The 23,836-nt window shown below is 40.7% G+C and carries 21 protein-coding genes; 8 read left to right on the top strand and 13 right to left on the bottom strand.

Annotated elements, in window-relative coordinates:
• Window positions 1-18: 18 nt before the first annotated feature.
• A complete protein-coding gene (locus QZ574_RS10805) occupies window positions 19-780 on the bottom strand; it encodes a DUF1080 domain-containing protein (protein WP_297089497.1) in 762 nt (253 codons plus the stop codon).
• A 206-nt stretch (window positions 781-986) separates the two neighbouring features.
• On the opposite strand from QZ574_RS10805, the gene QZ574_RS10800 reads away from it, so the two are divergent.
• A complete protein-coding gene (locus QZ574_RS10800) occupies window positions 987-2,033 on the top strand; it encodes an ATP-dependent 6-phosphofructokinase (protein WP_297089496.1) in 1,047 nt (348 codons plus the stop codon).
• Between the two features lie 59 nt (window positions 2,034-2,092).
• On the opposite strand, the gene rsmG is transcribed toward QZ574_RS10800, so the two are convergent.
• The 3 genes from rsmG to QZ574_RS10785 are packed head-to-tail and all read right to left on the bottom strand — an operon-like array spanning window position 2,093 to window position 4,466.
• The gene (rsmG, locus tag QZ574_RS10795; RefSeq protein ID WP_297089495.1) at window positions 2,093-2,713 is read right to left on the bottom strand and encodes a 16S rRNA (guanine(527)-N(7))-methyltransferase RsmG; all 621 of its coding nucleotides are present in this window, start codon (window positions 2,711-2,713) and stop codon (window positions 2,093-2,095) included.
• 8 nt (window positions 2,714-2,721) lie between these two features.
• Complete coding sequence (locus QZ574_RS10790) at window positions 2,722-3,330, bottom strand: sigma-70 family RNA polymerase sigma factor (RefSeq protein ID WP_297089494.1); 609 nt, start codon at window positions 3,328-3,330, stop codon at window positions 2,722-2,724.
• The gene (locus QZ574_RS10785; protein WP_297089493.1) at window positions 3,312-4,466 is read right to left on the bottom strand and encodes a glycosyltransferase; all 1,155 of its coding nucleotides are present in this window, start codon (window positions 4,464-4,466) and stop codon (window positions 3,312-3,314) included. The genes QZ574_RS10790 and QZ574_RS10785 overlap by 19 nt, the downstream gene beginning before the upstream one ends.
• A 262-nt stretch (window positions 4,467-4,728) precedes the next feature.
• Between QZ574_RS10785 and tgt the strand changes: the two genes are divergently transcribed.
• The 5 genes from tgt to QZ574_RS10760 all read left to right on the top strand — a co-directional run bounded on the left by tgt (window position 4,729) and on the right by QZ574_RS10760 (window position 12,767).
• Complete coding sequence (gene tgt, locus QZ574_RS10780; protein ID WP_297089492.1) at window positions 4,729-5,856, top strand: tRNA guanosine(34) transglycosylase Tgt; 1,128 nt, start codon at window positions 4,729-4,731, stop codon at window positions 5,854-5,856.
• Between the two features lie 6 nt (window positions 5,857-5,862).
• Window positions 5,863-6,942 carry an LptF/LptG family permease gene (locus QZ574_RS10775; protein WP_297089491.1) on the top strand — a complete coding sequence of 360 codons (1,080 nt, stop codon included), beginning with the start codon at window positions 5,863-5,865 and terminating at the stop codon, window positions 6,940-6,942.
• A 224-nt stretch (window positions 6,943-7,166) separates the two neighbouring features.
• Complete coding sequence (locus tag QZ574_RS10770; protein WP_297089490.1) at window positions 7,167-8,711, top strand: acyl-CoA carboxylase subunit beta; 1,545 nt, start codon at window positions 7,167-7,169, stop codon at window positions 8,709-8,711.
• 20 nt (window positions 8,712-8,731) lie between these two features.
• Window positions 8,732-9,055, top strand: a complete 324-nt coding sequence (locus QZ574_RS10765) for a biotin/lipoyl-containing protein (protein ID WP_297089489.1) — start codon at window positions 8,732-8,734, stop codon at window positions 9,053-9,055.
• 88 nt (window positions 9,056-9,143) lie between these two features.
• On the top strand, window positions 9,144-12,767 hold the full coding sequence (locus QZ574_RS10760) for a PKD domain-containing protein (RefSeq protein ID WP_297089488.1): 3,624 nt from the start codon (window positions 9,144-9,146) through the stop codon (window positions 12,765-12,767).
• Here QZ574_RS10760 and QZ574_RS10755 read toward each other — a convergent pair whose 3' ends face one another.
• The 6 genes from QZ574_RS10755 to QZ574_RS10730 all read right to left on the bottom strand — a co-directional run bounded on the left by QZ574_RS10755 (window position 12,768) and on the right by QZ574_RS10730 (window position 19,762).
• Complete coding sequence (locus tag QZ574_RS10755) at window positions 12,768-13,778, bottom strand: PorP/SprF family type IX secretion system membrane protein (protein WP_297089487.1); 1,011 nt, start codon at window positions 13,776-13,778, stop codon at window positions 12,768-12,770.
• Window positions 13,779-14,027: 249 nt separating this feature from the next.
• On the bottom strand, window positions 14,028-14,447 hold the full coding sequence (locus QZ574_RS10750; RefSeq protein ID WP_297089486.1) for a hypothetical protein: 420 nt from the start codon (window positions 14,445-14,447) through the stop codon (window positions 14,028-14,030).
• A 183-nt stretch (window positions 14,448-14,630) separates the two neighbouring features.
• Window positions 14,631-15,434, bottom strand: coding sequence for a 4-(cytidine 5'-diphospho)-2-C-methyl-D-erythritol kinase (gene ispE, locus QZ574_RS10745; protein WP_297089485.1), 804 nt, complete (start codon window positions 15,432-15,434; stop codon window positions 14,631-14,633).
• 62 nt (window positions 15,435-15,496) lie between these two features.
• On the bottom strand, window positions 15,497-18,376 hold the full coding sequence (gcvP, locus tag QZ574_RS10740; protein ID WP_297089484.1) for an aminomethyl-transferring glycine dehydrogenase: 2,880 nt from the start codon (window positions 18,374-18,376) through the stop codon (window positions 15,497-15,499).
• A gap of 93 nt (window positions 18,377-18,469) precedes the next feature.
• Window positions 18,470-19,108: an MBL fold metallo-hydrolase gene (locus QZ574_RS10735; RefSeq protein WP_297089483.1), complete on the bottom strand. Its 639-nt coding sequence runs from the start codon at window positions 19,106-19,108 to the stop codon at window positions 18,470-18,472.
• Between the two features lie 3 nt (window positions 19,109-19,111).
• On the bottom strand, window positions 19,112-19,762 hold the full coding sequence (locus tag QZ574_RS10730; protein WP_297089482.1) for a protein-L-isoaspartate(D-aspartate) O-methyltransferase: 651 nt from the start codon (window positions 19,760-19,762) through the stop codon (window positions 19,112-19,114).
• A 163-nt stretch (window positions 19,763-19,925) separates the two neighbouring features.
• Between QZ574_RS10730 and QZ574_RS10725 the strand changes: the two genes are divergently transcribed.
• Window positions 19,926-20,789, top strand: a complete 864-nt coding sequence (locus QZ574_RS10725; protein ID WP_297089481.1) for a hypothetical protein — start codon at window positions 19,926-19,928, stop codon at window positions 20,787-20,789.
• 91 nt (window positions 20,790-20,880) lie between these two features.
• Complete coding sequence (locus QZ574_RS10720; protein ID WP_297089480.1) at window positions 20,881-22,299, top strand: sugar transferase; 1,419 nt, start codon at window positions 20,881-20,883, stop codon at window positions 22,297-22,299.
• Between the two features lie 3 nt (window positions 22,300-22,302).
• Here QZ574_RS10720 and QZ574_RS10715 read toward each other — a convergent pair whose 3' ends face one another.
• The 3 genes from QZ574_RS10715 to QZ574_RS10705 are packed head-to-tail and all read right to left on the bottom strand — an operon-like array spanning window position 22,303 to window position 23,766.
• Window positions 22,303-22,617 (bottom strand): antibiotic biosynthesis monooxygenase, encoded by a 315-nt coding sequence (locus QZ574_RS10715; protein WP_297089479.1) that lies wholly within the window; start codon window positions 22,615-22,617, stop codon window positions 22,303-22,305.
• On the bottom strand, window positions 22,614-23,180 hold the full coding sequence (gene thpR / locus QZ574_RS10710) for an RNA 2',3'-cyclic phosphodiesterase (RefSeq protein ID WP_297089478.1): 567 nt from the start codon (window positions 23,178-23,180) through the stop codon (window positions 22,614-22,616). Before thpR ends, QZ574_RS10715 begins: the two co-directional genes overlap by 4 nt.
• Window position 23,181: 1 nt before the next feature.
• Window positions 23,182-23,766: a DUF4294 domain-containing protein gene (locus tag QZ574_RS10705; RefSeq protein WP_297089477.1), complete on the bottom strand. Its 585-nt coding sequence runs from the start codon at window positions 23,764-23,766 to the stop codon at window positions 23,182-23,184.
• Window positions 23,767-23,836: the final 70 nt, after the last annotated feature.

The following is a 23,836-nucleotide window of genomic DNA, read 5'->3' as shown; positions in this document are numbered from 1 at the left end:
AATATCAGCTTACGAAGCCTAATAATTCATTTCTTTAATTTTTATATTGCGGAACCACACATCGTCGCCGTGGTCTTGCAAAGCGATTACACCTTGTTTGGGCACATCTGCCCAATCGGGGTTCAATCCGGGAAATTTTGAACCGGCTACCAGCTTTTTCCAGTCGTCGGTCCACAAGTGGTATTCAACAATTGTCTCGCCATTTTGCTTGTGCACCACGGTACCTTTGTAGCAAATAACCTCAACAGAATTCCACTCGCCGGCAGCTTTGGCATTTTGTGGTTTTGCCGGAATAAGGTCGTACAAGGAACCGGCTTTACGGTTGCCATCTTTTCCCAACAAGGCATCGGGGTGGCGCTCATTATCTAACACCTGCATTTCAGGAGCCGTTTTATAAATTGGCCATCCTTCCTGCTCTCGTCCCAGGTAAAAAATTCCGGAGTTTCCGCCGGGTGCAATTTTCCATTCCAGCTTTAAATGAAAGTTCGAATACTCTTTGGTTGTAATAATGTCGCCGCCATCGCGGGCTCCGGCCTCTCCCTGCCCCGAAGCTTTGCAATGCAGTGTGCCATCAGCAATTTCCCATCCGGCAGGAAAATGCGCTTTGTTGTTTCCGCGCCAGCCTTCGCTGCTTTTACCATCAAAAAGCAACACCCAACCGTCTTCTTTTTCTTGTTTTGTTAATTGATTTAAACCGGCAGAACCCCCTGTTTTGGTGCTTTTACACGATAGTGAAAACACAAAGGCAACAGCCAGCAAAAGTGAAAAAAACTTCTTCATTTCTCTTACATTTAATTGGTTAAAGATTAAATTAATTATTCTAGCGAATAAGTCACGAATGTACAAAATTAAGGAACAAGGAAAGTAAGTGCTGAAAAAAAAGCTTACATCAAATTCGCGAGCCTGATGCCTGTAAGTTTAATTATTAACTCATTCTTTTGTAATTTCGCTACAATTTTAACGATTGACAATACAAAATAGAGGATATGAGTAATTCAGCAAAGCCAAAAAGAATTGGCATTTTAACCGCAGGCGGCGACTGTCCGGGACTAAATGCTGCGATTAGGGGAGTTGGAAAAACAGCAATAGTTGAATACGGCATGGAGGTGCTTGGCTTTAATGCCGGCTATTCGGGTTTAATAAATGGCGATTATATTCACCTGAAAGAATCGGCACTTTCGGGTATTCTTACCCTTGGCGGAACCATATTAGGCACCTCGCGCGAGAAGCCTTTTAAAATGGATAAAAATGCCAGGGAAGACATTGACAAACCCGAAATGATTAAGCAAAACTACAAAGACCTGGGGCTTGATGCTGTGGTTTGTATTGGGGGCAACGGCACCATGAAAACAGCCAGTATGTTGGCGAAAGAAGGCTTAAATGTGATTGGGATACCCAAAACCATTGACAACGATGTTTGGGGCACCGATGTTACTTTTGGTTTCGACTCGGCCGTGCAAATAGCTACCGATGCCATCGACCGGTTACACACCACTGCCAACTCACACCAACGGGTTATGATTATTGAAATTATGGGGCACCATGCTGGCTGGCTGGCACTTTATTCTGGACTTGCCGGAGGTGGCGATATTATTCTGCTGCCGGAGCTGGCGTACAATATCCGTTCGGTTTGTAAGAAGATTGAAAGCCGCTACGAAAGTAATAAGCCCTACTCTATTGTGGTGGTGGCCGAAGGTATCGATCATCCCAAAAATGTGTCGGCAGCAACACACGTTGCCAAAGCCATTGAAACTTATACCGGTATTGAAACCCGTGAAACCGTTTTAGGCTATATTCAGCGTGGCGGTTCACCAACACCAATGGACCGGATTTTAGCTACCCGTTACGGCGCCTTTGCAGCAAAAGCTATTGCAGAAGGAAATTTTGGGACCATGGTTGCCGTAAAAAACAACGAACTTACAACCGTACCGCTTGAAGAGGTAGGTGGTAAATTACGCCTGGTTGAACCCGATTTCGGGTTGATTGAAAAAGCCCGAAAAATGGGCGTTTCGTTTGGCGACGAGTACCAATAAGATTTTATTAAGTCTATAAGAAATAACAAAACGTGCTGAGAAAAATTCAGCGCGTTTTTTTATAAAGGTAGGTGCAGTACCTTTTTTGTTTCGAAAAAAGGTTCGTCGAAATATTCATCTAAATCCTGCAGAAATATTTTCTTTCCGAAAGGTTTTATTTCTTCGGTTAAATCGCCCCCTTTTAAATAAATTACCCCGTTAGGCAGCGGATTGTTTTGCTTTTTGGCAATGTTTTTTCGTATCCACGTAACAAAATCTGGTAAACGTGTAACGGCACGGCTCACCACATAATCGTATTTCCCTTGCAATTGCTCGGCACGTATTTGCTCTGCCCGCACATTTTTTAATCCCAACGATTGCGATACCCCATTAACCACTTTTATTTTTTTTCCGATGGAATCAACCAGGTGAAACTGAACTTCGGGAAAGATTATAGCCAGCGGTATTCCGGGGAAACCACCTCCGGTGCCCACATCAAGTATCCTGGTGTTTTCGGCAAAGCGAATAAATTTGGCAATGGCCAACGAATGCAATACGTGACGCTCGTAAAATTCAGAAAAATCCTTTCTTGAAATTACATTTATTTTGGCATTCCAATCGGCATACAAGGGTTCGAGTTTTGCAAACTGCTCCAACTGTTTCTCGCTTAAATGGGGAAAATACTTTAGAATTAAATCCATACAAAAAGTTAATCTTTACGACCGATCTCGGTGCTTTCAATCATTTTAAACAGCATTTCGCGTGCTCTGAAAAGCTGTGCTTTAACTGTTCCGAGGGGCAAATCTAACTCTTTTGCAATTTCTTCGTACGAAAACTCGCGGAAATATCGAAGTTCAACCAATGTTTGGTAACGCGGTTTTAACTTTCGTACTACCCGCCTTAACAAAATGGCTTTTTGCTGCCGAATTAATTTTTCTTCGGGGTCGGGTTCTTTTGAACGAAGTTTTATGGTTTCGCTGTTTTCATCCTGGCTATTGTTATCGATGGGTACGTGTACTCCTTTTTTCTTGCGTAAAAAATCGATACAATTATTTGATGCAATTTTAAACAACCAGGTACTAAAAGCATAGGTGGGCGAATATTGGTGCAGGCTTTTAAATGCCTTTCCAAAAGCCTCAAGCGTAAGGTCTTCTGCATCGCTGCGGTTGTTCACCATTTTTAGCAGCATAAAATAAATGGCATCTTTGTAGCGGTTTAGCAAGCGGGCAAAGGCTTTATCATCTCCGGTTAGAGCAGCTTTTACCAGTTCGTAGTCTTGCCGCGCTTTATCAGATAATATTACCCCTTGTTTTTCCATTTATAATTTCGGCTTATTCGGTTAAAATGCCATCTGAAAATAAGTTTATAGTATGGTCTTATAAAACTGAACACTAACGAAGTTATGAATAATTTACGTTCATTCAAACGATTCTGCAGTATTTTTATGATAACCATGAATACCAGCAACTTAAGCACTACAAGGATGCCAACCAGTGGCCAAATCGGAAAAACAAAAGCCAGTGTTGTAGTAATTCCCAAGGGGTACATTGCCTCGCTAAGTAAATCTGCATTCAAAACCAGGCGTTTCCAGGTGCTTAAATGTTTATCAATTCGAATACTTTTCCGGAGCAGGTTTTTGAAATCAAGACGGTTAACTTCCACCTTTTTCACGATGGCCGTTTCGGCTTTAAAAATTAATTCAGCTTTTTTTCGGGAAATAAACCGGTTTATTACCAATTCTAAATTCGCAAAGGGCTCCTGCACTTTAGCGCCATAGCCACCAAGTTTAAAATAGGTTTCTTTTTTAAAAGCTATATTTTCTTCGTTGTAAACAAAAGCAAGTCTGTTTAATACATAACCGGCACTGCCAAGCTGCTGAAAAAAATTCTCGATGCGGTATAATTTATTAAACCAGCCTTTTTGGGGCTCAATGGTTGAATAACCTATTTTTATTTCTACGCCAGTTCCAACAACCTTGCTCATTCCGCTCAACCATTCAGCTGAAACATTTTGCGCAGCCACCGGGTACACCAGCACCCAATTGTTAGTTGCCGATTTTAAAGCAACGTTTTGCGCCAATTTTTCAGAATAACGTGTTTCCTGGCTAAGCGATGATATTTTTAAATTGCCGTATTGTTGTTTAAGCAAACCAAGAACCGATAAGGTGTTGTCTTGCGAAAAATCATCAACGGCCACAACTTCCAGTCCTTCAGCTTTTAAATTCAATAAGCGGGGTAAGGTTTCGCGGCAATTCTCTGCTTCGTTTCTTACCAATACGAGAACCGATAAAGGTTCTTTCTTTTCAACTGAAGTGTTGGATTTCCGAAAAACCAGACGAAGCGGTAATAACAACAAATACAAAAACCGCCCAAACCACAATAAAAAGGCTACGGCTACTACTGTCCACTGCAAAACAGACAAGGCATAAAAAGTGTCAAACAGATTTTGAATCATCTATTGAAAAAATTCGGTATTAAAAACACGACAATACTAACAAAATTCCACATATCATCTTTTTCAAAAAGTTCGAAGTTGTTTACAGTAATTAGTTTTTATTAACAGCTATCTATGTAAATGAAATCAAATCTATTCGGGCGAAATAGCTATATTTGCCACTCAAATTTATTTGAAAAAAGTGTGTATCGATATTTTTTGATTGCATCGCTTACAATTGGCACTTAACTTTTAAATAAACAAAGCAGGCAATTCGTAGTTAATGAAATTTGAATTACAGAAAACAGCAGAAAACTCGCGTGCCCGGGCCGGTGTTCTCACCACCGACCATGGGGCAATTGAAACACCTATTTTTATGCCGGTAGGTACAGCCGGATCAGTAAAAGGAATTCACACCCGCGATATTAAGGAAGATATAAAAGCTCAGATTATTTTGGGCAATACCTATCATTTGTATTTACGCCCGGGAATTGATGTAATTGAAAAAGCAGGTGGATTGCACAAATTCAACCGTTGGGATAAGCCAATTCTGACGGATAGCGGGGGTTTCCAGGTTTTTTCGCTTGGCGATATCCGAAAACTCAGTGAAGAAGGTGCGCGTTTTCAATCGCATATCGATGGGTCGTACCATATGTTTACTCCCGAAAATGTAATGGATATTCAGCGAAGCATTGGCGCCGATATTATTATGGCTTTTGATGAATGTACGCCCGGCGATGCCGACTACAATTATGCCAAACGCTCGCTGGAACTTACCCAGCGATGGCTTGAACGTTGTTTTAAACAGTTTAACAATACCGTGCCAAAATATGGCTATTCGCAATCGTTGTTTCCAATTGTACAGGGAAATACTTTTACCGATTTACGAAAGGCTGCTGTTGCAAACGTAAAAACATTTGACGCCGATGGTTATGCCATTGGCGGACTTTCGGTTGGCGAAACCGAACACGAGATGTACGAAATGACAGAAGTGTGCACCGCAGACCTGCCCGAAAATAAACCGCGCTACCTGATGGGAGTTGGTACTCCGGTAAATATTCTTGAAGGGATACACCGTGGGATTGATATGTTTGATTGTGTTATGCCCACCCGAAACGGACGCAATGGCATGTTGTTTACCAGCAAAGGAATTATAAACATCAGAAACAAAAAATGGGAAAACGACCATTCGCCCATCGATGAAAATGGCACTTCGTTTGTCGACCAGTATTCAAAAGCTTATCTTCGGCACCTGATTATTTCAAACGAAATGCTTGGGGCTCAAATTGCCAGTCAGCACAACCTTGCATTTTACCTGTGGCTGGTAAAAACTGCCCGGCAAAAAATACAGGATGGCAATTTTGTGAGCTGGAAAAATGAAATGGTTTTGAAATTAAAAGAAAGACTTTAACAAGATATGAAGTGGTATAAAACAATAGATTTTTACATTTCGAAAAAGTTTCTCGGAACTTTCTTTTATGCCATTGGTCTGATCCTGAGTATCGCCATTGTTTTCGATATTTCTGAAAACCTTGATGAATTTTTGTCGAAGGAAATTCCGGTAAAAGACATCGTGTTTGATTACTACCTTAACTTTATACCCTATTTTGCCAACCTTTTTAGTCCCCTGTTTACCTTTATTGCGGTAATTTACTTTACCTCAAAAATGACTTACAATACCGAAATTATTGCCATTTTAAGCAGTGGTGTTTCGTACGCCCGACTGATGCGCCCTTATTTGGTTTCGGCCTTTGTTATTGCCCTGTTTTCTTTCATTCTTGGTAATTATATTATTCCGCCGGCCAATAAAACCATGATTAATTTTAGGCACAAATATATTAGAAGCCGCACCATTAGCACCGAGCGAAATATTCATCGACAAATTGAACCGGGCACCTACATTTATATGCAAAGTTTTAATTCCAACAATGTTGGTTTACGTTTTACCCTCGAGCATTTTGAGGAAGGAAAACTTACCGAAAAGCTTACAGCTCAAAACATTCGCTGGGATGAAAAATCGGGCAAATGGGTGATTAACTCCTATTGGAAACGTAATATTTTTGAAGACCATGAAACATTTGAAAAAGGCTACCGCATGGATACTACGCTCAATATGTCTCCCGGCGATTTTCAGATGTTGAAAAACGAGATGGAAACCTTTACCACTCCCGCCCTGTTAAAAGAAATTGATTTGATGAAAATGCGAGGTGTAAACTATGTTGAATGGGAAATTGAAAAACACAAACGTCTGGCCAATCCTTTTTCAGCATTTATTTTAACACTTATAGGTGTTGGGCTTGCCTCACGCAAGGTAAAAGGCGGACTGGGACTGCACATTGGGCTTGGGCTTTTATTAGCTTTCTCTTACATTTTATTTATGCAAATATCTACTGTATTTGCCATTAGCGGAACAGCACCGGTGTTTATCGCCGTTTGGATACCAAACTTTATGTACGCTATTCTGGCTTTCTTTGTTTACCGTTGGGCTGCCCGATAAAAAAGTGCCGAATTTTTTGCATTTGCAACGTTTCTTCTTGAAATACCAACAATTTTTCAAACATACAATACAATAATTCGAAGCTGCTGAACCTATGTTGGTTAATTTCCGTAGTACAGGAATACATTAGCCCATGGCAATTAAAAAAAATTATAATTTTGCCCACGCTAAAGAAAAATAACACCGGTCAGCTACCGGGTAATTTATAACTAAAAAAATACTTTATGTCACTAAGAAGTAACGTACTCGATCTTCGTAAAAGAAAGAAAGAAGTACAAAAAGGTGGTGGAGATAAAGCCATTGAGAAGCAGGTTAAAATGGGTAAACTCACAGCCCGTGAACGTATCCTTGCCCTGTTGGATAAAAACTCTTTTCACGAATACGACTTATTTGTAGAACATGCCGCCAAAGATTTTGGCATGGAAGGAAAAACCTTGCATGGTGATGGTGTAATCATCGGAACCGGTACAATCTACAACAAACCCGTTTGTATTTTTGCCCAGGACTTTACCGTTGCCGGTGGTTCGTTAGGCTTAATGCATGCCCGCAAAATCACCAAAATTATGGACCACGCACTAAAAATGCGCGTTCCATTAATCGGAATCAACGACTCGGGAGGTGCCCGTATTCAGGAAGGTGTTAACTCATTGGCCGGTTACGGAGAGATTTTCTTCCGCAACACATTGGCTTCTGGTGTAATTCCTCAAATTTCTGTAATTCTTGGCCCTTGTGCCGGAGGTGCAGTATACTCGCCGGCACTAACCGATTTTGTTTTTGTGGTGGAAAATATCTCAAAAATGTTTATTACCGGACCATCGGTGGTTAAATCTGTTTTGGGTGAAGAAGTTTCGATGGAAGAACTGGGTGGTGCACGCGTGCATGCCGAAATAACAGGTAACGCACATTTTTATGCCCAAACCGAGTTAGATTGTTTCGAACAGATAAAAACACTTATCAGTTACATCCCTCGCAACAACTCCAGAAAAGCATTGGCGCACAAGCCAAAAGCACCATTAAAAGGTACTAAAGTTGAAGATATCGTTCCTGCTGATCCAAGAATTCCGTACGATATGCGTGAAGTGATAAAAAGTATCACCGACGGCTCTGAATTTTTGGAAGTAATGGAAGATTTTGCACCAAACATTATTATTGGTTTTGGTAGGATGAATGGCGAAACAGTTGGTTTTGTAGCCAACCAGCCAATGGTACTTGCAGGTGTACTTGATATTGACAGTTCGGATAAAGCTGCCCGTTTTATTCGTTACTGCGATTCATTTAATATTCCAATTGTAACAATGGAAGACCTTCCGGGTTATCTGCCTGGAGTTGACCAGGAACATGCCGGTGTTATTCGCCATGGTGCAAAAATACTTTATGCATACAGTGAAGCAACGGTGCCAAAAATTACGGTTATTGTTCGCAAAGCATACGGTGGTGGCTACATTGCCATGAACTCGCGCCATTTACGTGCCGACTTTGTTTTTGCATGGCCAACAGCCGAAATTGCTGTTATGGGACCTGAAGGTGCAGCCAATATTGTTTTCCGTAAGGAAATTGCAGAAGCCGAAAATCCGGAAGAAATGCGTCAGCAAAAAATTGAAGAGTATAAGCAAAAATTTGCCAATCCATACGTTGCGGCTGCTCAAGGTTATATCGATGAGGTAATTGAGCCAAGTGAAACCCGCGCGCGCATTTTGCATGCATTGCAGGTTTCTGAAAATAAGAGTGCTTCAATGCCAGCCAAAAAACATGGAATTCCTCCGTTTTAATCGATAAAAACATTTGCATTATGGCAGAAGAAAAAGAATTCAAAAATTTAGTTGTTCAGGGCGCTGTATACAAAACTACTTTCACCAAGAAGTTTGAAAACAGGGTAAATTACGTTTCACCCAACCCGAATGAGATTTATTCATTTATCCCGGGAACAATTATTGATCTTTTTGTAAAAACAAAACAAAAGGTAAAAGAAGGCGAAACATTATTATTGCTTGAAGCCATGAAAATGGAGAACCAGGTAAGAATGCCTTTCAACGGAGAAATCGTAAAAATACATATCAAAAAGGGAGATGTTATTCCAAAACGTCACCTGATGTTGGAAATACGACCGATATAGAACAACCGATTGTAATTTATAGAAAACCGCGCATTTTTTTTGTGCGGTTTTTTTGTGAATAATGGTTAGTTTTAGCCGCAATTAAATCATGGCTAAAAAACTTACACTATTAACTGCCTTTTGGTGCTTTACTTTTCTGGCTTTTGCACAATACGCCAACCCGTGTAAAAAATCAACCGAAGGTACCGATTTCTGGTTTGGCTTTATGGAAAGCCGCAACTACAACACTAATCATTACATTGAAATTACTGTTACAGCGCGGGAAAGTACTACATTTACCATTACTATCGGCAAAGACTTAACTCCTTTTGAAGGAACCTTTAATGTTGCTGCTAACAGTTCGCGACAGGTACGTATTCCTTGGGAAATGGTTGAAGCAATTGGATCAGAAAATATTGAAGAAAAAGGAATTCACCTGGTTTCGGAAAAACCGGTAAATTTATATGCCCTTAATTATGATCAAAACTCGGCTGATGTTGCGGTAATTTACCCCGTAGAATCACTGGGCAAAGAATACTTTGCCATGTGTTACGATGTTGATATACATACCAATAATTCGGGCGGTTATGGAAATGGCAGAAATAGTCAGTTTTTAGTTGTGGCCACTGAAGATTCCACAGCCGTGCTTATTATTCCGAGCAAAGAAACAGATCAGTTAGTAGCAGCCGGCGACTCAATACTGATTGAGCTTAATAAAGGAGAGGTATTTCAGGTGCAATCGGAAAATGATTACAACCTCCCCAATCAGGGCGACTTAACCCAAAGCTTTATTCAAAGCGATAAGCCCATTGCTCTTTACTCAGGCTCATTAGCCACTGCCGTACCTACCGGCGATTGTTGCTGGGACCATCTTTACGAACAGATACCGCCAATTCAGTCGTGGGGACGCGAATACTATGCTGTTCCCTTACGCACACGCGAGTCGGATCGATATCGAATTATGGCGGCAAAAGATAATACCACCGTTCATATCTCAGGAGAAAGTTCTTTCACGTTAAATAAAAGTGAGTTCAAAGAAATAATTCTTTACCACGATGAACCCTCTCGAATTTATTCTGAACAGCCAATTTTAGTTGCTCAATTCAGTCAATCGCGTGATGTCGATTTTACCTATACCGGTGGTAATGGAGATCCATTTATGATTGTGTTGAGTTCAACATCTCAATCGAAAAACGACGTTACCTTTGTTACTTATAAATCCGATAATATCTCAGGTTATTATGTAAACATCATCTCGCTTACTTCAGAGGTCGATAATATTCGTTTTGATGATACACCAATTCCTGCAGATTTTACCCCTTTCCCCAACAGCGAATATTCTTATGCCCAAAAAGCAATTTCGGGAGGAACCTATCGCATTCATAACATTAATCAGGATCGAGGTTTTCTGGCTTACGTTTATGGTTACGGAGGCGTTGAATCGTATGGCTACGGTGTTGGTTTTAATTTAGACCTCGTGCTCGACCTTGGAGAAAGTATAAACTTCAATGGCGATACCCTTTTATTATGTGATGGAGAAACCCGGGTGTTGGACGCCGGACCTTATTTTGATACTTATGCCTGGGATAGTGGCGACACTACTCAAACACTTGAAGTAACCACCAGTGGCAAGTACAAAGTTCGCACAACAACAATTGACGGCTGCGAACTGGAAGATTCGATTTATGTTTTTGTGAGCTCTCCGGAAATTGAGCTTGGCGTTGAACACGATGAAGGATGTTTTCCTTACAGCATCGATTTGAATGGGAAAGCTGGATTTGAAAAATACCTTTGGCAAAACCAAAACGATGATACGCTTTCCACGAATCAGCTTTACACAGCAAGAGAAACAGACGAATACCGGCTTACTGTATTCGACAAATACAATTGCCCGGCCCGCGACACCATGAACCTGGTTGTTTTTCCGGTTCCAAAAGTTGAAATTAGTGGGAAAGAACACCTGTGTGGAGCAAAACAAGCAGAACTTACTCTTTCTATTACCGATGCTCCGGAAGAAGTCTGGAAATACGACGGCAGTTTTAGCTGGAAATGCAACAACACCGATTTATCTTTTATCAATGCGCAACAAACCAGTACATCTGTTGAAGTGCGGAACTGGGGTGTCTACACCATTTGGTATGAGTTAACGACCACAGATGGCTGCCTGACAGGCGATACTATTACTATTGCCTTTCACCCTACACCTACGTCTGCATTTGAGTTTGTTGAAAATCCCGACGATAAATGCAAAGGCTACTCGCGCGAAGTGAAATATACAGGAAATGCCACCAGCAATGCCAACTACTTTTGGGATTATGGCGGCGCAAGCCTGATCGATTCATTAAGTTGGGATAACTTTATTGTTTCAATTGGCGCCTACAATACCAATCCGTACATTTTGTTGTTTGTTGAAGAAAATGGCTGTTGGAGCGACACCACAGCTTCGCTATTGGGGGCAAACCCCGATTTTACCTTAGATACAGAAAAAGCCAACGGATGCGACTCGTTGACCGTAGTTTTTACAGGAGAATTGAAAGTAGAAGATGCCCTGCAGTTTGAGTGGAATTTTGGCGATGGCTCTCCTGCAAGCAACCAGCAGGAAGTGGAGCACTTTTATAACTCTACCGGATTTTTCGACGTCAGTTTACTAATTACAAACACCTTGTCAGGATGCCAGATTGGATTTAAAATCGACAGTATGATTAAAGTTTTTCCAACCCCGGAAGCAGTAATTGAAGCAGACGAGTTATCTTGTCATTCTGATTCGGCCAAACTGGTATACATCAATAATATTGATTCGTCAATTTGCCATTGGAGTTTTGATGGGGCACACCAGTCAGGAACTGGAAACGACTCCATAACGGTGGCAATAGATCTGCCTATCGCCAGGGCTCAATTGCTTGTTGAAGAGTTCGGATGTATAAGCGAACCGGCAGAAGTGCTGTTAAAAAGAAAGCCACATTTTGATTTTTTTGTTGACAATGAAGAAGGATGCCAGCCCTTGGCTACCGAAATTTATGCCGAGCCAAAAGATGAGATGCTTAAATTTTATTGGCTTACCGATTCATTCCCATATCCACAAGGCAACAGTACTGTCTATTTCTTCCCCGATTCGGGACGAATGGATGTAAGCCTAATTGCGACTTCTACAGAAACCGGCTGTACCGATACATTAACCAAAACCAAGTGGTTATGGATACATCCCAAACCCATAGCCGCGTTTGAAGTTGATTTTCCGGTGGCCTTGTTGGAGCACGCTGATATTTCATTTTTTAACCAATCGGAACTGGCCGCTTATTATAACTGGGATTTTGGAGATATGTCACTTTCGAGTGAAGAAAATCCGGTTCACACCTATACCGAACTGGGCGAATACAATGCTCAAATGATAGCCGAATCGATTTATGGGTGCAAAGATACCGCAGAACTACTTATAAAAATACTTCCGTTTTCGGTTTTCACCCCCAATGCCTTCAGACCTGATAGCGAAATTGCGGAAAACAGAACATTTATGCCACTTGGTGTGGGAGCAGATGAATCGCGCTTTAACCTGCAAATTTTCGACAGATGGGGGCAGTTAATTTTTGAATCGGACTCACCCGATCATCCGTGGGACGGAACCAATAAAAACGGAGACCCGGCACCAATGGGCAACTACATATGGATGTCGAATTATTTTGATATTCAAGGCTTTGAGCATAACCAAAAAGGGCAGGTTCTTTTGGTAAGGTAATCACATTTCGCCAAACTCCTCGTCATAGCGGTCGAAGAAAGGTAAGGTTCTGATATTTTTATGCTGTTTTAACAAGAAAGTACACGAAACCTCGCTTGTTCCGCCACTTGCGCCTGACAAACCCGACACTGTTAAATCGTAGCTATAAGTGAGCTGAATTCGGTTACGGACAAAGCCAATCACAAAAATTACGGCATCGTAACGCAAGCCAAAATTTTGTCTGAACCAGGTGCCCAGTGCAATTCCTTTTCGGGCCGCATAAAGTCCGTAATTAACCTGCTGAAAAGCCCCCTGGCTTTGCAGAATTAATTGAGGCGAAATGTCCATTTTTTTTCGTTGATGTCCGTGCAGATATACCGGTAATCGAGCTCCCATATGAGCAGAAAACTTCCGCTTTACTGGTTCTCCATAATTATCATCATCAGAAAAAGACTGGGTTGGCTCTGTTAGGTGATGAACCGCAACACCCATAAAAATTCGTTTACTGAAAACTAATGAACCAATTCCATAATCCAGGTAAGAGTTATTGGGCGAGCTTAAATAATTCAGCTCTCCCGAGGTGCCATGATTGCCAAAATTCGAATCCAGATTGTCGGCAAATATCAGGTCGTTTACATTTAATGAATTTCTTACGTACCCCACCTGCAATCCTCCATTCATCCACATATTCTCATTCAACTGAACACCAACTGAATAGGCAGCATTTATGGAAAGAACACTTAAAGCACCACTAGCCTGAACATCATTCAGAAAGTTTAATCCAATACCTCCGCGTAGTTTTTTTACCGGAATATCAACAGCAAAACTGTATGAATTGTAAGCATTACTAAAGCCATGCCATTGATTTCGATACTGGATTGCCACCCGAGGCACACCGCTTGTACCGGAGAATGCAGGATTCATATACACAGGGTTAGCGTAGAACTGAGAAAATGTAACATCTTGTGAAAACGTACTTAACCAAAAACTGGCTAAGACAATGGTGAAAATTATGTTTTTTACGTTAGTCAAGATTAGTTTAATTTACAAAGCAGAGCAAATATAAGTGATTATGGTATTGAACACTCATGCAGAACCATTTATTCACACAAAAGATGAATGGGCCTCAAAGAAATAAGTTTATTTGCTTAAATAAACTCCACAATAAATATTACAAGCACTTCCTTCATTGCACAAAAAAGGGCTGCCTTCCGGCAACCCTCAAAAATCCAAATAAAACTAATCGCGTTTTCTTTTTATCAAACTTTTCCAAAGAAAATATTAATTCCAAATTGTATCATTAACCATCCAGTTCTCCAGGCTTAAGTTGTCTTCATACTCTGTTTCATAGGCAGGGCCGTTGTTTACTTCCCAGGCTACGTCATTTGTCATCCATTCTTCCAACTCAAGACCTGCTTCTGTTTCCAGGTTACTCCAAACATTGGCTACATCCCAAATCTCGCTGTTTGTCATCCAGTTTTCAAGCTCCAGCATTTCTTCCTGTGCATCAACAAATTGTATGGCATCAGAAGTATTCCAGATAGCTTCGCTGGTCATCCAATCTTCAAGAAGTAGCGATGTTTCAATAATGTTTTCATGACTTGAGGCTTTTGTTACTTTTTCAGTTGCGTTTACGTTTCCTATTGCTAGTGCCACTCCTATCATTAATGCAACTGCTTTTAAATTAATTCTAGTTTTCATGTTTTCGTTTTTTACTGTTTCTAACTAATTGTTTGTTTTCAAAATCTGCCTTCGTTAAGGACTTTTTCTGTTTTCTTGTTTTCAGTTAAATAGACTATTAACGTGTACAAAGGTTACATTACCTTTTGTTAAAAAGAATAAAAAAAATGTTAATGAGTTCTTAAGGTCGGTAAACGTCCGGGCTTATCGGTAAATAAAAATACCTTTAGGTAGGCTATTAGCTAAATCAGTCGGCAAATGGCGAAATAAGCCAAAAACAGCAGAACCACTTCCCGACATAGATGCGTACACTGCCCCCAGTTGATAGAGTTTTTCCTTTAATTCTGCTATTTCCGGAAATTGTGGCAAAACACTTCTTTCGAAATCGTTTTTTATTACATCTTTCCAGTCGTCAACCGGTAAAGTAGCAATATTTAACAGATTAAACTGAGCTTTTTGGGGAACAATATTTTTGTAAGCTTGTGGGGTGCTAACCGAAACATTGGGTTTAACAATTACAATTTTATAGTCCGAAAGATCCAGTTCTATTGGTTTAAACCGGTTGCCAATGCCATAGGCAAATGTCGGTTGATTTTCGATAAAGAAAGGGCAATCGGCACCAATTTTAGAAGCAAACTGCCTGAGTTCTTCAGCAGTAAGTTGAAGCTGAAAAAACTCGTTTAGCATTTTTAGGGCAAAAGCAGCATCAGCCGACCCGCCTCCCAAACCGGCACCAAAAGGAATAAGCTTATGTAAATGAAATTTAATTGGAGGTAAGTTATAGGCCGTTTTTAAGAGTTTGTAGGCCTTAAACACCAAGTTATTTTCGGGTGCCGCATCAATTTCAATCCCCGATGATGAAAATGCAGGTTCTGTTGCTTCGGCCAGTTCCAATACATCGCACAAGCCAACCGGATAAAACAGGGTTTCAATATTGTGGTAGCCATCAGCACGTTTTTCAACCACATTTAAACCAATATTTATTTTAGCATTGGGAAATGAAATCATGTTGCAAAAATAAAAAAGCCGCCTGAAAATACAGACGGCTTTACTATAATATTCGTTACTTTCTATTTTTCAGTAAAAGCTTCATACTCTTCAGGCGACCCACAGGTACAAATAAGGTTTCGGTCGCCCCAGGCATTATCAACCCTGCCAACCGGCACCCAGTATTTATTTTCGCGCACCCAGCTTAATGGATAAGCTGCTTTTTCTCTACCATAGGCATGATTCCAATCGTCGGAGCAAACGCTTTCGGCTGTGTGAGGTGCATTTTTTAATACATTGTCAAGCTGATCTGCCTCGCCTGATTCCACTTCCTTAACCTCATCAAATATTGAATTTAAAGCACTGATAAATCGATCCAGTTCATCTTTCGATTCACTTTCAGTTGGTTCAATCATTAAGGTTCCGTGCACAGGAAACGAAAGTGTTGGCGCATGGAACCCATAATCCATCAATCGTTTAGCTATATCTTCTTCAGTAATACCAGCCGAAGCTTTCAGGTGCCTGCATTCTAAAATCAGCTCGTGTGCCACCCTGTCGTTTTCGCCGGTATATAAAATACCATAGTTTTCTTTTAAAGCAGTGGCAATATAGTTAGCATTCAGAATGGCAATTTTGGTTGCATCGGTTAATCCCTCTGCCCCCATCATTTTTATGTAACCATAGGTAATTGGCAATACCGATGCGCTTCCCCACGGAGCAGCCGACACTGCAGTGATTCCCACGTGTCCATTATTCATAATCGGGTGCGAAGGCAAAAACTCAACCAGGTGACTGGCAACGCCAATTGGCCCTACGCCCGGGCCTCCCCCTCCGTGTGGTATCGCAAATGTTTTATGCAAGTTTAAGTGACACACATCGGCACCAATCATGCGTGGATTGGTAAGCCCAACCTGTGCATTCATATTTGCACCGTCCATGTATACCTGTCCGCCGTTTTCATGAATTACTTCGCACATTTCAATAATTGAAGCTTCAAAAACACCGTGTGTTGATGGATAAGTAACCATAAACGACGACAGGTTTTCTTTATGCTCAACAGCCTTGGCACGCAAGTCCTCCATATCCACATTACCCATGTCATCGCATTTAACAACCACTACCTGCATGCCCGCCATTACCGCACTTGCCGGGTTTGTTCCGTGTGCCGATGCAGGAATTAATACCACATTTCGCTGATCGTCGCCCCGGCTTTTGTGGAATTCCTGAATAACCATTAAGCCTGCATATTCGCCTGCAGCACCACTGTTGGGTTGCAAACTCACATCTTCCATACCGGTTATTTCGGACAAATCGCGTCGTAACTCTTCCATCATTTCATGGTAACCGCGAGCCTGGTTTTTGGGAATAAAAGGATGCAGACCATTAAATTCAATCCAACTCAACGGTAACATTTCTGTTGCAGCATTCAATTTCATGGTGCACGACCCCAACGAAATCATCGACTGAGTAAGCGAAATATCTTTTTTTGCCAGGCGTTTAATGTAGCGTAACATCTCTGTTTCGGAGCGGTATTTATTGAATACCTCCTCGGTCATAAATTCGCTTGTCCGCTTAAATTCAGTATCTACAGAAAAACCTTCGGGATATTCTTCAGCCACCTGCCATTTTTTGTTGGCAGCTTTGGCAAACACTTCAATAATCCAGCCGATATCCTGGGGGTTGGTTGTTTCGTCAATACTAATGCCAACATCGCCGTTTTCGAAATACCGGAAATTCATTTCCAATTCATGCGACAACCATTCAATATCCTCGCGCATAACATGCTTTGGCAAGGCAAAACGAATGGTATCGAAGTAATTTTTATTGATTTGAGTGTACCCCAGCTTTTCAATCTCAATTGCAAGAAAGGCAGCAATATTATGAATTCGTTCAGCAATGGCTACTAATCCTTCCGGCCCGTGATACACGCCAAAAAAGCCTGCCATAATAGCAAGCAAGGCCTGGGCAGTACAAATATTTGATGTTGCTTTTTCGCGTTTAATGTGTTGCTCGCGTGTTTGAAGTGCCATACGTAAAGCACGATTGCCGTGTAAGTCTTTGGTAATACCAATTATACGTCCGGGCATATTACGTTTGTAGGCTTCTTTAGCAGTAAAAAATGCGGCGTGCGGGCCACCATAACCCATTGGCACACCAAAACGCTGTGAACTGCCAAAAACAATATCAGCACCCCATTCTCCTGGAGGTGTTAGAATGGCCAGTGAAAGCAAATCTGCAGCTACCGCCACTTTTATATCTTTTTCGTGTGCCTGCTCCACCAGGGCTGCATAATCTACAACTTCGCCATCGGAATTTGGGTATTGAACCAGTAGGCCAAAAACATTGTCGTCGAAAACAAATTCATCTTTCGGCAGAATTTTAAGTTCGAACCCGAGCGGCAAAGCACGTGTCTTTAACACATCATGTGTTTGTGGCCACATTTTGTCGTCAACCAAAACGGTGTTCACCCCTGCTTTTACCATTTTTCGCGAGCGCAGGTTGGCCATCATTACCATTGCTTCTGCCGCTGCTGTAGCCTCATCAAGTAAGGAAGCGTTGGCAATATCCATACCTGTTAAACCGCATACCATGGTCTGAAAATTCAACAAAGCTTCAAGGCGTCCCTGCGAGATTTCGGCCTGGTAGGGTGTGTATGAAGTGTACCACACGGGATTCTCCAAAACATTACGCAAAATTACAGCCGGAGTAATGGTGTCGTAATACCCCATTCCGATGTAAGTATTAAATACCTTGTTTTTGGAGGCCAGGTCGAGAATCCGGCGAAAATATTTTCGTTCCGATAAGCCTTCGTTTAACTTCAAGGGTTGTTTTAACCTGATGTTTGAAGGCACCGTTTGTTCAAGCAGTTCATCCACAGATGCAACACCTACTGATTCAAGCATTTCTGCAATTTCAGAACTTCGTGGTCCGATATGACGAGAAACAAATCTATCCTGAGACATTTATTGAAATTATTTTATAGTGAATTTTTGTGCAAGTATAAAAACTGAAAGCTTTTAAAAAAATGATTTTAAACCATTTTAAAATGTTTACATTCAGGTTAAAAACGGATTGTTTGTTTGTTCGAAGCCCAGCGTTGTTTCGCGGCCATGTCCACAATAAACCGTTGTTTCATCCGGCAATTTAAACAGTTTCTGCTTAATGTTGCTTATCAGCACCTCGTGATTTCCGCCAGGTAAATCGGTTCGGCCAATACTTCCGTAGAAAAGCACATCGCCTGCAATTAGCAGCTTATCTTCCTTACTGTAAAATACGACGTGCCCCGGCGCATGCCCCGGCACATGAATTACTTCAAGTTCCGATTGTCCAAATTTAATTGTTTCGCCCTCTTGTATAAATTCATCAATCGGGCTTACGCTTTTCATTTCAAAACCAAACATTTTGCCCTGGTCAACTGCCCGGTCCACCCAAAAACTGTCATCGGGGTGTGCGCAAAACGGAATTTGGTAGTACTTGCGAACAAACTCCACTCCCATAATATGATCGAAATGGCAGTGGGTATTCATTATTTTAAGCGGATTCAATCCATTACTTTCCAAGTAGTGTTTCAGCTCTTCCTGCTCTTCTCCATAAAAAAATCCGGGATCGATAATTACACACTCGCCGCTCGCATCGCTTAATACAAAGGTGTTTTCGCCCAGTGGATTAACAACAAATTTCTCAACTTTTATCATTTACTAATAATTTACGGTACCTTTTAATAAAGGAACAAAAACAAAGCCTCCATGTTTTTTCATTGTAAAATCATTTTCGTCAATACGAATAATTTCGCACATTTCCTGGTGCTTATCGTTGCCTACCGGCACTACCAGTCTCCCTCCAATTCTTAGCTGCATTTTTAAGTCTGCGGGAACAAGCGGAGCTCCTGCAGTGACAAGAATTTTATCAAACGGTGCAAAGTTAGGAAGTCCTTTATAGCCATCTCCAAAAAAGCATGCGGCCTTGTACCCTATTGATGGCAAAAATTTATGTGTTTTATTATAGAGTTCTTTTTGTCGTTCAATCGTAAAAACTTTAGCGCCCATTTCAACCAAAACCGCTGCCTGGTAGCCCGATCCTGTTCCTACCTCTAAAACTTTTTCACCGGGTTTAACATCCAGTAACTGGGTTTGAAAACCAACCGTGTAAGGTTGCGAAATTGTTTGTCCTGCACCAATAGGAAATGCCTGGTCTTTATAGGCAAAATTGATAAATCCACTATCCATAAATAAATGACGCGGAACATTCCCGATAGCTGCCAAAACAGCTTCGTTTCTTATTCCTTTAACTTTCAGTCCGTCAACCAAACGTTTGCGCAAGCCTTTATGCCTTGATGAGTCGTTTATCATTTTTACTTAACTATATGCACAAAATTAATCGAATTCGCTTACCAATAGCAGTAGCCACACCTAATGAATATTAACATTTAACGTTGATAAATTAACACCTCCCGCCCGAAAAGTTGTTCTGCTGAATTTTATATTTGCATAGAAACCATTTAAATAGCGCAAAATGTTAAATGTTGGGTTAATAGGAAATACCGAAATTCTTGAACCGTTTGCCGTTGAGATAAAAAAGAATGCCTTAATAAATATTATTGGGAAAGCATCCGTAGGCTCAAGTGCTGAGCTCACGGGCTTCCATTATTCGATACCGGAATTCAACCGGGTTGAGCTAATTGAACGTGCTGATGTGATTGTTATGGATAACTCAACACCAATGCCATTCAAGTTTATGCGCGACATTGTAAAAAAATCAAAACATATTTTTTGCGCCGAATACCCCGACCTGAGTATTGATGAATGTGTAGAATTGAACAAACTGATTAACGAATCGAGATCGGTTGTACAAGTTACCAATCCATATTTCTTTACGGCTGCCATTCAATGGGTAAATAAAAATATTAAAACACCGGCTTTTATCGACTATTCAAATTTCGAATCAGCTGTTACCGAAAAAAATTCGTTGTACCCCATGCTTTTAATGCTTTTGGGTATTACCGGAGTGTCGCCAAAAAAAATAGGTGCAGTTACTTTCCCGGGGTTTAATAACTCTAAGTTTACTAACGTTCGTCTTGAGTTTGGCGATGCATCGGTAGTGAACCTCAACTTTGGGAAACTGGAATCGTTGAAAAACTTTAAACTTCGCATTTACTCCGACAACCAATTTGCAACATTTAATTTTTCCAAACAGAAATTTTTGTCAGACAATCAACCCATCGATTTTAAAGATGATTGCACGATAAATGAACTGGATGTTTTTATCCAGACCATTGAAGGGAAAACAAAAAAAATGTCGACGCTGGAAGATTACCTGATTGCCATGCATGTTGCCCAAAAAATCAGTAAAAAGATCGCGCAGTTTTCCGTTCATTAATAGTGATAAAAAGTTACTTTTGCCGCAATAATTTGCACACAAGGCCGTTTGAATAATGATTGCGTAAACGACCTGACTTAATCGCTTGTTCATGAATAAATCGTGGCAAACAGCCAAATATTTATTTTTCGATTTTTTTGCTGCAGCTTTGGCCTGGGCAGCTTTTTTTATTTATCGGAAAGAAATTATTGAGCCTCAACACTTTAACGGATGGGATGTTCCGTTTGAATTTACTACCCAGTTTTTTTTAGGCCTTATTATTATTCCGCTTTTCTGGATTACCTTTTATTATATTGTTGGCTTTTATAATAATATTTACCGGCGTTCGCGCCTACTCGAGCTTGGTCAAACTTTTTCTACCTCGGTTGTTGGAGTAATAATCATATTTTTCGCCTTTTTGCTCGACGACTGGATTGGATCGTACAAAAATTATTACCACTCGGTTGCTACACTTTTTGCCCTGCACTTTTCGTTAACCTACTTTTTTCGCTTAATATTAACCACACAAACCATTCATAAAATACATAAACGAAAAATTGGGTTTAATACACTAATAATAGGGAGCAACGAAAAAGCCCTGAAAGTATACAATGAAATGTCGAACCAGGTAAGGCCTGCCGGCAACAAATTTGTTGGCTTTATTGAGCTTGATAAACAAAGCGATTCGGTATTAAGCAATCAGCTTCCTATGCTGGGGCAGGTAAACGACATTATCGACATACTTGACAAAGAAAATATTGAGGAAGTAATATTGGCTCTTGAAACCAAAGAACACGACAAACTGAGCCAGATACTTACCATTATTGAAAACAGGCAAATTACCATTTGGGGTATACCCGATTTGTATGATTTGCTAAGTAGTATGACCAAAACCAATACCATTTTTGGCAGTCCGTTAATAAAAATAAGCAACGGATTAATGCCCGGCTGGCAAGAAAATATGAAACGTCTCATTGATGTTGTGTTTTCGCTTCTTGCCCTGATTTTGTTTTTTCCGGTTTTTATTATTCTGGCCGTTATTATTAAAACCAGCTCGAAAGGCCCAGTTCTTTATAAACAGGAACGTATTGGGCGCTACGGAAAACCGTTTAATATTTACAAACTACGAAGCATGGTAGTGGATGCCGAAAAAGATTCGCCGGCACTTTCATCGGAAAACGATGCAAGAATAACTCCCATTGGCCGTTTTCTCAGAAAAACACATCTCGACGAAATCCCCCAGTTTTTTAATGTAATAATGGGCTCCATGTCGTTGGTAGGGCCACGCCCCGAAAGAGAATTCTACATTAATCAAATTATAAAAAGGGCACCGCATTACACCCATTTGCATAAACTTCGTCCGGGAATTACCTCGTGGGGGCAGGTAAAATACGGATACGCATCAAACGTTGACGAAATGCTGGAACGCTTAACTTACGACATGATGTACCTGAAAAACATATCGTTATACATTGATTTTAAGATTTTAATTTACACCATTATGGTAAGTGTAAAAGGCAACGGTAAATAAGAGCTAAGCCCAAAAGGCATCGCGTTCCACGCGGGCAACCCTGAGCGCATATTTCTCATACCATTTTTCTTTCCCGAGGTTTTGTGCATTTTTATGCAGCACATTATTTTTCCAATTTTCAATAGCCGTTAAACTACCCCAGTACGATACGGTGATACCCATTTCACCGGCAACCGATTCTTCGCCCAAATACCCCGTTTGTTTTTGCGCCAGCTCCAGCATCTGTTTGGCCATTTGCTTGTACTCATCATCGGCAAGCTTACGAATTGTGGTAAAAATTACAGCGTAATAAGGTGGCTTTGGTGTTGTTGCTATCATAACAATGAAAACATTTGCACAGGTCGGTATTCAGGCCCTGTTGGTTTTAAAATACTTTGAAAAAGAACAAGTTCTTTTACCTCAATTTCCTGGTAAATTTTATCAGGCATTTTTTCTATAATTGAACAAAACTGCGTGTTATTACGTACAGATTTTACGCGCCCCAGCGTTATATGCGGACGGAACAGTTTTTGCTCTTCATAAAATCCACAGGCTACAATCTCCTTTTCTATGGCTTGTTGTAATAGCTGCAAAGTATGGGATGCCTCAATTTTTGCAAATACAACACCGGGTTTATTTTTTCGCTTAAAGCACTCCGTACCAACTACCTTCATGTTAAAAGCATTGTGTAACGGAACTGCCGTCCCTAAACGATCCACCAGTTTGTAAAGTTGTTCCCGATTTGTATTTCCGATAAAACGTAAAGTTAAATGTAAACCAGCCGGATTAACCCAGTTTATCCGGTCTTTTACAAACACTTGCTTTAATCCTTGCATCAAATCAAGCACATGGGCATTGGGTTCTATCTTAATGGCTACAAAAGTCCGTATATAATTGCGCATTTTACAAATAGCCAAGTTCTATTAATGTAACAATTTCTTCCAGTACTTTATCCTCTTCGTCGGGGTCGTATCCGGCCTTTAGGTTGTTTCTGAATAAACGGGCAATACCTTGCCAAAAAGTGGCACTAAAGCCTCCTCTAAAATCTTTTATCAGGCTGTATGGAGTTCGTTCCGTTTCGCGGTTAATGAGTTTTAACAAAATACGGCCATCAGATATCGACCATTTTTTGAGTTCTTGTTTATGTTCGTCCAGCAATTCTTTTTCCAGTTGTTTCATTAGCTGGCGTTGCTCCTTTTTGGTTTCCAGTGCATAATATTGCGGCTCGTACTCTTCCAACAACACCCGGGCTTTTAATGCCAGCGGATACACTTTTTTCACCTTTCGTACATAGCGCGTATACCGTCGATAATCCCGCTTGCTTTTAAACTCCCGGTTCGGAAATACAACTACTTCCTTAATGTTCTTAAAAATTAAAGTATCGCCATTCTGCACATAGCCCATATTAACAGAAGGGGTGTCGGGTTCCTGAGCGCTGGCAACCTTTGCAACAAGTAATAATATCAATATAAAGTATAGCCTTTTCACTAAAATATTTTTAACAACATAAAAGTAGAACGAATTATTCGTTAATCAATTACAGACCAGTCAAAGTTTA

Source organism: uncultured Draconibacterium sp. (genome assembly GCF_913063105.1).
Classification (GTDB): Bacteria; Bacteroidota; Bacteroidia; order Bacteroidales; family Prolixibacteraceae; genus Draconibacterium.
This window is presented reverse-complemented; position numbering and strand designations above follow the sequence as displayed.